A 9718-nucleotide genomic window follows, 5' to 3' on the forward strand; every position below is an offset into this window, starting at 1 on the left:
CGACCACGCGCGGTGGACCGATCCGACGCGAGGGACGGGATCGGACCCCCGGCCGGGTCAGCGTGCCGGCTGGACGAACACCGCCACGGTGCGCGCCGGAACGGTCGCGACGCCCGTCGCGGCGTCCCAGCGGGACTGCCGGACGACCGCGTCGGCGCCCTGCTGCTGGACGGGCGACAGCGTCATGGTCGCGCGCTTGAGGCCCGGCAGCGGCTGGCTGACCGCCTCGGGGGTGGCGTTGAACACCACGACCACGCCGTCCAGGGCCGGGTCGACGGCCGTGCCGCGGGTGTCGTCGATCCGCATCACGACGACGCCCGGCCGGGCGTCGGTGGTGCCGCTGACCGGATAGCTCAGCTTGGCCTTGATCTGGTCGGCTGTGCCCAGGCGGAACAGCGGGGTGGAGAAGCGCAGGCGCAGCAGGTCCTGGGCCTGCGTCGTCGCGGTCCGCACGTCCGCTGCGGACGGCTTGAGCGAGGCGTCGGCCAGCAAGGGGCGCATGAACTCCCACTTGGCCTTGTTGGGGCCTGCGGGAGGCAGGCCGTGGCCGAAGCCGTTGTCCGCCCCCGTCCAGGAGAGGGTGTTGAACCAGTCGCCGCTGTTGTAGCTGTCCCGGTCGAAGCTCTTGCTGCGGAGCAGGTCGGCGCCGGCGTGCCAGAAGCTGGGCGACTGACCGAGAGCCGTCGTCGACAGGGACAGGGTGTTCATCCGGACCCGGTCGGCCATGCTCGTCGAGCGGGGCAGCTTCATGGTCAGTGCGTCCCACAGCGTCTCGTTGTCGTGGGCGTCGACATAGCTGATCGACTCGGCCGGCTGGTCCGCATAGCCGGCCTTGGCACCGTTGTAGTCAACCTGCTCACCAGTGACCGTCGTCCCCCGCGTGGAGCGGAAGCTGAACGACCGCAGCTGACCGGCGAGGCCCAGCTGGAGGAGGTCGGTGTCGTTGGCCAGGTCGGCGGCCCCGCCGGCGACGGGGGTCCCGTTGGGGTCGGTCGCGACTCCGGAGCCGAAGCCCTGGGCGCGGGGGTCGTCGTCGAACGGGCCGCCACCGCGCACGGCGTCGCGGAGCCGGTCGTTGAACGCCCCGATCCCCGTCCCACCGAGCTGCCCCTGCGTGGCCTGGCGGAAGAGCGCGTCGTCGGCGACCTCGCCGAAGTTCCAGCCCTCGCCGTAGACGTAGACGCTCCGGCCGTCGACACCGTCCCGGGCCGGCGTCAGGGCGTCGAGCGCGGACCGCACCTTGACCATCGACTCGCGGCTGTGGTGACCCATGAGGTCGAAGCGGAAGCCGTCGACCTTGTAGTGCCGGGCCCACAGGACGACGGCGTCGACCATGGCCTTCTCTGCCATGGCGTGCTCGGTCGCGATGTTCTGGCAGCACGTGGAGGTGTAGACCGCGCCCTTGGCGTCGAGGCGGTGGTAGTAGCCGGGGACGATGCGGTCAAGGACGGACTTGGGGTCCTGCCCCGAGGCCGGGGTGTGGTTGAACACCTGGTCCAGGACCACCCGCAGGCCTGAGCGGTGCAGCCCCCCGACCATCGTGCGGAACTCCGCCACCCGGGCGCCGCCGTCGGCGCTCGCGTCGCTGGACGCGTAGGACCCCTCGGGCGCCATCCAGTGCAGGGGGTCGTAGCCCCAGTTGTAGCCGTCCTTGTCGGCGACCTTGGTGATGCAGGCCTGCTGGCCCTCGCTCGCGGGCCCCATGGACGCCAGGTCGCATCCCGGTGCCTGCTGGTCGGCGCGCCCCTCGGGGATGGACGCGATGTCGAAGGTCGGGAGCAGGTGCACGGTGTTGAGACCCGCCTTGGCCAGCGAGCGGAGGTGCTTGGTGCCGTCGCCCTCGTCGGCGAACGCGAGGTAGGAACCCCGGTGGGCGGCCGGCACGGAGGCGTCACCGATCGAGAAGTCACGCACGTGCAGCTCGTAGATCGTCGAGTCGACGGACTGCTTCAGGGCCGGCGCCCTGGTGTCCCGCCACAACCGGGGAGCAAGGGCGGGGTCGGCGAGGTCCACCGCCACGGACCGCGCCGAGCCGGGGGTGAGTGCCACCGAGTAGGGGTCGGTGACGACATTGGTCTCGATCGTGCGCGTGGTCGGCGCGTAGACGACGACCTCGTAGGCGTAGCGGGCGTCCTTGAGCCCGGGCCGGGTGGCCGTCCAGGCTCCGTCCTGCCCACGATCCATCCGGGTCCGCGTCGCCGCGCTGACGGGGGCCTCCGCCGCCGCGCCACGGGGCCACGACAGGAGGGTGACCTGCTGCGCCGTGGGCGCCCACACCGCGAACGAGGGGGTGGCGCCGCGGAAGCTCACGCCGTAGGAACGGGCCGTGGCGCGCGGCGCGTACAGCGCGTCGATCACCGGTGCGATCTGCACGCCCGTGGCGTCCTGGAGCCGGCCGAGGTGGTCGTACATGCCCACCGCGACCTGCCCGCGCAGGATCTCGGGGGCCTGGCGGGACGCCGCCCGGTCGAGCCGCAGGGCGTGGTAGCCCTCGAGCTCGGGGTGGGCGGCCAGCACGGCCGCCGGCAGCCCGGCCGGGTCCCGCGTGAGCGAGGCCTGGCCGCCGTCGGGCGAGGTGATCGTCTCCGCGTCCATCGCCAGTCGCGCGCTCGGGGACCAGTGCAGGCGCCACCGCAGGAGCGCGGGGTCGGTGCCCTGTGGCACCGCCGCGGCGGGCCACGCCATCAGGTCCGGAGCGACCCAGACGGCCCGCTGGGTGCCGAGGTCGGGGGCCGAGCCGGCCCGGGACGTCTTCACCGTCGTCATGTGGGTGCCGATCGTGTAGGAGATGGTGACCACCGTGCCGTCCGACGGCACGGTGAGCGGCATGTTGGACCCTCCGGCAGCGCCGCCCGCACCATAGCTCTCGGTCCACGACAGCCCGTGCGCCACCTTGAACTCGTAGGTACCTGCCGGTATCTGGTCGCTGGACCAGGTGTAGGTGCCGTCACCGTCGGGGTCCTGGAGCCACGGCCGCATGCAGTCGGGGGCCCAGTCACCGCCGCAGCCCAGCTTGGCCTGGTAGGAGCCCGGGGCCGTGATGATCGGGCCCTGGGCATCACTGGTGGCGTGGTGCGTGGCGTGGTCGTAGTAGAAGGTGACGTTGCCGCCTGGTGCGGTGTAGTCGATGTTGGTCCCGCCCCGGACGCCGCCGGCGCCGTAGTTCTCGTCCCACGCGCGGTTGATCGCCGCCTTGTAGGAGTGCTGGCCCGCCGGGATCGTGGTGAACGTGCGCTTCCAGACCTGGTCCTTGGCGTCCAGCGCGAGCTGCGCCTGGTCGCAGGCCGGCGCCCAGTCCTCGCTGCAGCCCATCTCGGTGTTGTGCGTGCCGGGGACCGAGACCGCCTGGGGCTGGGTCACCGGGCCGACCCCGCCGCCCGGCGTGGGGGCGGTGCCCGGCTCGCCGACGATCCCGTAGGACGAGGACGCCGACACGTTGCCGGTGCCGTCCTTGGCCACCGCGCGGTACTCCAGCAGGGTCCCCTTGGCCAGGCCGCTCACGTCGTGGAAGACCCGGTAGGGGGCGTTGTCGTCGGTGCCGAGGGTCGTCCACGAGGACGTCCCCACCGGGCGGTAGGCGAAGGTGACCTGGGCGAAGGTGTTCTCCGGGATGGCCGCCGAGATCTCCGCGCGACCGCCGACGGTGGCGCCGGCGCCAGGAGAGGTGAGGTAGACCGCGGGCGCGGCCGGCCGGTGGGTCATGGACCCGGTCGAGGACCAGACGCTCACCGACAGCGGGGGCACGGTCGCGGTGACCCGCCCGTCCTTGTCGGACTTGAGGGTCGACCTCGTGCCGTGCACGGGCAGGAAGGGCCGCTGCCTGACGTAGGTCGAGAAGGAGGCGGACGCGGCCTTGGTGCTGTTGTTGACGGCGACGACGTACTCACGACCGGTGGCCCGGTCGATGCGCGAGAAGGCGTAGATGCCGGCCGCGTCCGAGGCGTAGCGGTGGATCTGGGCACCGTCCGCGAGCGCGGGGTTGGCCTGCCGCAGCGCAGACAGCTCGGAGATCGTCCGATAGAGCGGTGCGGACCTGTCGTAGCGATCCCGCGACCCGGGGGCTCCGCCGATGACGGGCTCCTCGGCATACTGCTGGACCTTGGTGGCGAACATGTCCTGGCGCGAGTCCTTGTCGCCCCCGGCCCCCGCGAAGCCCTGCTCGTCGCCGTAGTAGGTGACGGGCTGTCCCCGGGTGAGGTACATGATCTCGTTGGCCAGCCGCGTGCGCTGCAGCAGCTCGCCGCCGGTGTAGCCCGCCTTGGCGAGCATCATGCCGCCGCGTCCCATGTCGTGGTTGCCGAGGAAGGTCGGCAGCTGGTAGGCGTTCGAGTCGGCGTCGGTGTAGTAGTCGTCCCCGGCGAACAGGTCGCGCAGGCCGGTCGTGGCCTTGCCCTGGGCGGCAGCCACGGCTGCGCCCTGGAAGCCGAAGTCCAGCGTGGCGGGGAGCTTGCCGGCCGTGGTGTAGGTGGACGTCACCTTGGGGTCGCCGTCGTAGACCTCGCCGAACATGAAGAAGTCCTTGCGGCCGATCGACCGCGCGTGGTCCAGGACCCGTGGTGAGAACCGCTGCCAGAACTCGAGATTGACGTGCTTGACCGTGTCGATGCGGAAGCCGTCGATGCCGAGGTCGACCCACGCGGCGTAGACGTCGCCCATCCCGTCGACCACCTCGGGCCGCTCGGTGAACAGGTCGTCCAGACCCACGAAGTCGCCGTAGGTCGTCGACTCGCCCGCCCAGGTCGAGTCCCCGCGGTTGTGGTACATCGTCGGGTCGTTGAGCCAGGAGGGCACCCGCACCGTCTTGTCCGCCTCGGTGCGGTAGATCGGGGTGTAGGGGAAGGACGACTGCGCCGACAGGGGCGGGAACTGCTTGTTGACGTAGTCCCGGTCGTCGAACGCCTGGCCCGTGGCCGTCCTGTAGGGGACCGCCGACTTCGGCACGTAGGAGTACTGCTTCTGGGCGTAGTCCAGGACGTCGGCCGTGTGGTTGGTGATGATGTCGAAGTAGACCTTCATCCCCTTGGCGTGCGCTGCGGCGACGAGAGCCTTCATCTCGGCGTTGGTGCCGAGGTGCGGATCGATCTGGGTGAAGTCGGTGACCCAGTAGCCGTGGTAGCCGGCGCTGGCGTCCGCGCCGGTCCCCTGGACCGGGCGGTTCTTGAACGACGGCGTGAGCCAGATCGCGGTCGTCCCGAGGCCCTTGACGTAGTCCAGCCGCTGCTGCAGACCGGCCAGGTCGCCGCCGTGGTAGAAGCCCTTGTCCGACGGGTCGAGCCCGGTCTCGAGCCGCCCCCCGGTGAGCCCCCCCTGGTCGTTGCCGCGATCACCGTTGGCGAACCGGTCGGCCATGACGAAGTAGAAGCGCTCGCGCGTCGTCGGCGGGCGCAGGCTGTCCTGGGCCAGGGCCTTGTCTGCGGTGGTCGCGCCCCCGGCGAGGCCGAGCGGGGCGATCCCGGTGCGGTGCGTGGTGTCGTCGTAGGTCACCTGCAGGCGCGCCGGGCCCTTGAGCACGAGCGGGGCGTTGTCGCCTCCCTTGGTGCCGTCCAGCGCGTAGGACTCCTCCCACGTGCCGTTGATCGCCGTCTTGACCTCGTAGGACCCGGCCGGCACGTCGAAGGTGCGCTGGTAGGTCGAGGTGCCCGGCTCCGCCACGAGACGGGTCTGCTCGCAGGCGGGCTGCCAGTCGTCCGAGCAGCCCAGCTCGGACTGCAGCGATCCGACGAGGGTGACCGTGCGCGTCTGGGCGGCCGCGGCGGCCGCGGCGATGGGGGCCTGCGGCAGGCCGATCGCGGCGAGGGCCAGGGCGGCGAGGGTGGCCAGTGCCGGGCGGGCACTGCGGCGAATCGTGAGAGGCACGATGTCTCCTGGGAATTCATGCACGCAGTGGGGGCCGCGAGCACCTGACGGGCCACGTCGTCGTGGTCCAGTCGCCAGTATGGCGCCCGCCACCGACATACCGCCCCTCGACCCCTGCAAGAACTTGCACATCTTGCAGCAACCGCGTCACCGTGCTGCCTGCCGGCGCTCAGTCACCCGGCAGGGATCTGAGGGTCCTGGTCGCCCGCGCCCGTCCGGCGAGCTCCTCGTCCGGTGGGTAGCGGACCTCGTCAAGGCTTAGCCCGTGCGGCGGCATCACGGCGACGCCCGGGTCCCGGCGCGCGCCCACGAGCACGTCGCGCAGCCAGGCACCGTCCCGTCGGCCCTCCCCCACCGGCACGGCGCCGCCGATCAGGGCTCGCACCATGGAGTGGCAGAAGGCATCGGCCCGCACCGTGGCCACGAGCACGCCTTCCTCGTCCCGCACCCAGGAGTACTCCAGCAGGGTCCGGATCGTCGTCGCGCCCTCCCGCTGCTTGCAGAACGCCGCGAAGTCGTGCAACCCGACCAGTCCTGCGCACGCCTCTTGCATCCGCTCCAGGTCCAGCGGCCGCCGCACCACCGTGGTGTCGCGCCGACGCAGCGGGTCCAGCCGGGCCGGGTCGTCCAGCAGCCGGTAGCGATAGCGTCGCTCGAGCGCCGAGAACCGAGCGTCGAACCCGTCCGGGGCCACCCGGACGAAGCGGACCACCAGGTCGTCGGGCAGCACCCCGTTGAGCCGGCTCACGGCCGCCTGCACGGGCGCACGGTCCGACCGCCCCGGCAGCCGGGCCAGATCGTCCTCCACCACGTCCAGGTGGCAGACGGCGCCCCGCGCGTGGACCCCGGCGTCCGTGCGCCCGGCCACCGTGAGCCGCGGCGCCAGGTCACTGCGCAGGATCGTGCGCCACGCCGTGGCCAGGGTGTCCTCGACGGTCCTCCGGCCCGGTTGCGCCGCCCAGCCGCTGAAGTCGGTCCCGTCATACGCGAAGTCGACCCGCAGGCGGACCGGGGCCGTCGGCACGAGGGGAGCGTCCATGACCGTCGATCCTAGCCAGGCTGGGACTCTGCTCCGGACCATCGCCGCGGGCGTGCGGCAGACCAGCGAGCCGGGCCGTCCCCCGGACGACCGCACCTCGCGACAGCCGTATGCCGAAGGGCCCGTCGCCCCGGGTGGGGGTGACGGGCCCTGCAGGCGTCAGGCGAAGCGGTCAGGCGTCGCCCTTGGTCTCGGTCTTGCTGTCCGTGGCGGCGTCGGCCGCCTCGGTGGTGGGCTGGTCCTCGACCGGCGCCTCGGGGGCCTCGGCGGCCTCCGTGGTGGCGGTCGGCTCGACCGCCTCGGTCTCGACCGGCTCGGCGGTCTCGACCGGGGCGGCCTTGGCGGAGTCCTTGGACGCGCGCTTGGTCGCCGCCTCGGCCTCCTTGACGGTGGCCTTCTTGGCGACGGGCTCGCGGACGAGCTCGATCACGGCCATGGGGGCGTTGTCACCCTTGCGCGCACCGATCTTGGTGATGCGGGTGTAGCCGCCCTGGCGCTCGGCCATGTCGGGCGCGATCTCCACGAACAGACGGTGCACGACACCCTTGTCACGGACGACCGTGAGCACCCGACGACGAGCGTGCAGGTCGCCGCGCTTGGCGAAGGTGATCATGCGCTCGGCCAGGGGGCGCAGGCGCTTGGCCTTGGCCTCGGTGGTCGTGATCTTGTCGTGCTCGAAGAGCGACGTGGCCAGGTTGGCCAGCATCAGGCGCTCGTGGGCCGGACCGCCGCCGAGACGAGGACCCTTGGTGGGGGTAGGCATGGTTTCTCCTAGATAGTCCGACCGACCGCAGGGGGCGCCGACCGTGGCGCCGTGAGGTCAGTCCTGCTTTCGGTCAGTAGTTCAGTACTGCTCGTCCTCGAGGGCGATGTCGTCCTCGTAGCTGTCGTACGCCTCGGCGATCGCCGACGGGTCGAACCCGGGCGGGCTGTCCTTGAGCTGCAGGCCCATGCCCACGAGCTTGGCCTTGACCTCGTCGATCGACTTCGCACCGAAGTTGCGGATGTCGAGCAGGTCGGCCTCGCTGCGACCCACGAGCTCGCCCACCGTGTGGATGCCCTCGCGCTTGAGGCAGTTGTAGGACCGGACGGTCAGGTCGAGGTCCTCGATCGGCAGGGCCAGGTCGGCGGCGAGCGCGGCGTCCGTCGGGGACGGGCCCATGTCGATGCCCTCGGCCTCGACGTTGAGCTCGCGGGCGAGGCCGAAAAGCTCCACCAGCGTCTTGCCGGCGGAGGCCATCGCGTCGCGCGGAGCCATGGAGTTCTTGGTCTCGACGTCGACCACCAGGCGGTCGAAGTCCGTGCGCTGCTCGACACGCGTCGCCTCGACCTTGTAGGTCACGGCCAGCACCGGGGAGTAGATGGAGTCGACCGGGATGCGACCGATCTCCTGCTCGCCGGACTTGTTCTGCTGCGACGAGACGTAGCCACGGCCACGCTCGACGGTCAGCTCCATCTCGAGCTTGCCGTTCTCGTTGAGCGTCGCGATGTGCAGGTCGGGGTTGTGCACCTCGACGCCCGCGGGCGGGGTGATGTCGGCGGCGGTGACGGCGCCGGGACCCTGCTTGCGGAGGTACATCACGACCGGCTCGTCGTGCTCCGAGGAGACGACCAGACCCTTGATGTTGAGGATGAACTCCGTGACGTCCTCCTTGACACCGGGAACGGTGGAGAACTCGTGGAGGACGCCGTCGATGCGCAGGCTGGTGACGGCGGCACCCGGGATGCTCGACAGCAGCGTGCGCCGCAGCGAGTTGCCGAGGGTGTAGCCGAAGCCCGGCTCGAGGGGCTCGATGGTGAAGCGGGAACGGGCCTCGGAGAGCATCTCCTCCGAGAGCACCGGACGCTGTGCGATCAGCACGGTTTTCTTCCTTCCCATGGACGCCCGCTATATGACGTCTCATGAATCCCCTGGCGGGGCGGCCGCTCACCTCTGTCCGTGAGCCGGCCGGCCGGTCCGTCCCGCGGGACGGACCGTGGTCTCAGACGTATGGCGGCGAGCCGGGCCGCAACCCGGCCCACCGCCATGCGTCGTGATGCCGATTACTTCGAGTAGAGCTCCACGATCAGCTGCTCCTCGACGGGGACGTCGATCTGCTCGCGCACGGGCAGCTGGTGGATCAGGATCCGCAGGGAGCCCGGGACGACCTGCATCCACGCCGGGATCGGCCGGTCGCCGAACGTCTGGCGAGCCAGGTCGAACGGGAACGTGTTGACCGACTTGGGGCGGATGTCGATGATGTCGTACTGCGTCACCTGGTAGGACGGGATGTCCACGCGGACGCCGTTGACCGTGAAGTGGCCGTGGGCGACGAGCTGACGAGCCGCACGACGGGTGCGGGCCAGGCCGGCGCGGTAGACCACGTTGTCCAGGCGGGACTCGAGGATCTGGAGGAGGTTCTCGCCGGTCTTGCCGGGGCGACGCGAGGCCGTCTCGTAGTAGTTGCGGAACTGCTTCTCCAGGACGCCGTACATGTAACGGGCCTTCTGCTTCTCGCGCAGCTGAAGGAGGTACTCCTTCTCCTGCACGCGACCGCGGCCGTGCATGCCGGGCGGGTAGGGGCGGTTCTCGAAGTTCTTGTCGCCACCGACCAGGTCGGTCTTGAGACGACGGGACTTCTTGCTCATGGGTCCGGTGTAACGAGCCATAAGTCAGCTATCTCCTTCCGTGTCTCAGACGCGACGGCGCTTGGGCGGGCGCACGCCGTTGTGGGGGGTGGGCGTGACGTCGCTGATGGCGCCGACCTCGAGGCCGGTGGCGGTCAGCGAGCGGATCGCCGTCTCGCGGCCCGAGCCCGGGCCCTTGACGAAGACGTCGACCTT

The 9718-nt window shown here is 71.0% G+C and carries 6 protein-coding genes; all 6 read right to left on the reverse strand.

Features of this window, described 5'->3' with window-relative positions; genetic code table 11:
- Positions 1-57: 57 nt before the first annotated feature.
- On the reverse strand, positions 58-5856 hold the full coding sequence (pulA, locus tag B2P18_RS17810) for a pullulanase-type alpha-1,6-glucosidase (protein WP_286961797.1): 5799 nt from the start codon (positions 5854-5856) through the stop codon (positions 58-60).
- Positions 5857-6025: 169 nt separating this feature from the next.
- Entirely contained in the window at positions 6026-6895 is an 870-nt protein-coding gene (locus tag B2P18_RS17815; RefSeq protein WP_286961798.1) for a tRNA pseudouridine synthase A, read from the reverse strand.
- Between the two features lie 172 nt (positions 6896-7067).
- Positions 7068-7658 (reverse strand): 50S ribosomal protein L17, encoded by a 591-nt coding sequence (rplQ, locus tag B2P18_RS17820; RefSeq protein ID WP_286961799.1) that lies wholly within the window; start codon positions 7656-7658, stop codon positions 7068-7070.
- A gap of 81 nt (positions 7659-7739) precedes the next feature.
- Positions 7740-8756, reverse strand: coding sequence for a DNA-directed RNA polymerase subunit alpha (locus tag B2P18_RS17825; protein WP_029211842.1), 1017 nt, complete (start codon positions 8754-8756; stop codon positions 7740-7742).
- A 182-nt stretch (positions 8757-8938) separates the two neighbouring features.
- On the reverse strand, positions 8939-9544 hold the full coding sequence (gene rpsD, locus B2P18_RS17830) for a 30S ribosomal protein S4 (protein ID WP_019286329.1): 606 nt from the start codon (positions 9542-9544) through the stop codon (positions 8939-8941).
- Between the two features lie 24 nt (positions 9545-9568).
- Positions 9569-9718 (reverse strand): 30S ribosomal protein S11 (gene rpsK, locus B2P18_RS17835; protein ID WP_286961808.1); only part of this gene is annotated, 150 nt, incomplete at its 5' end.

This window comes from Arsenicicoccus sp. UBA2120, from assembly GCF_002330965.1.
In the GTDB taxonomy this organism is placed as follows: domain Bacteria; phylum Actinomycetota; class Actinomycetes; order Actinomycetales; family Dermatophilaceae; genus Arsenicicoccus; species Arsenicicoccus bolidensis.

Excerpts from the sequence above, each read along its gene's own strand:
- rplQ (WP_286961799.1), bottom strand. The coding sequence starts at position 7,658 with ATGCCTACCCCCACCAAGGGTCCTCGTCTCGGCGGCGGTCCGGCCCAC.
- rpsD (WP_019286329.1), bottom strand. The coding sequence starts at position 9,544 with ATGGCTCGTTACACCGGACCCATGAGCAAGAAGTCCCGTCGTCTCAAG.
- B2P18_RS17815 (WP_286961798.1), bottom strand. The coding sequence starts at position 6,895 with ATGGACGCTCCCCTCGTGCCGACGGCCCCGGTCCGCCTGCGGGTCGAC.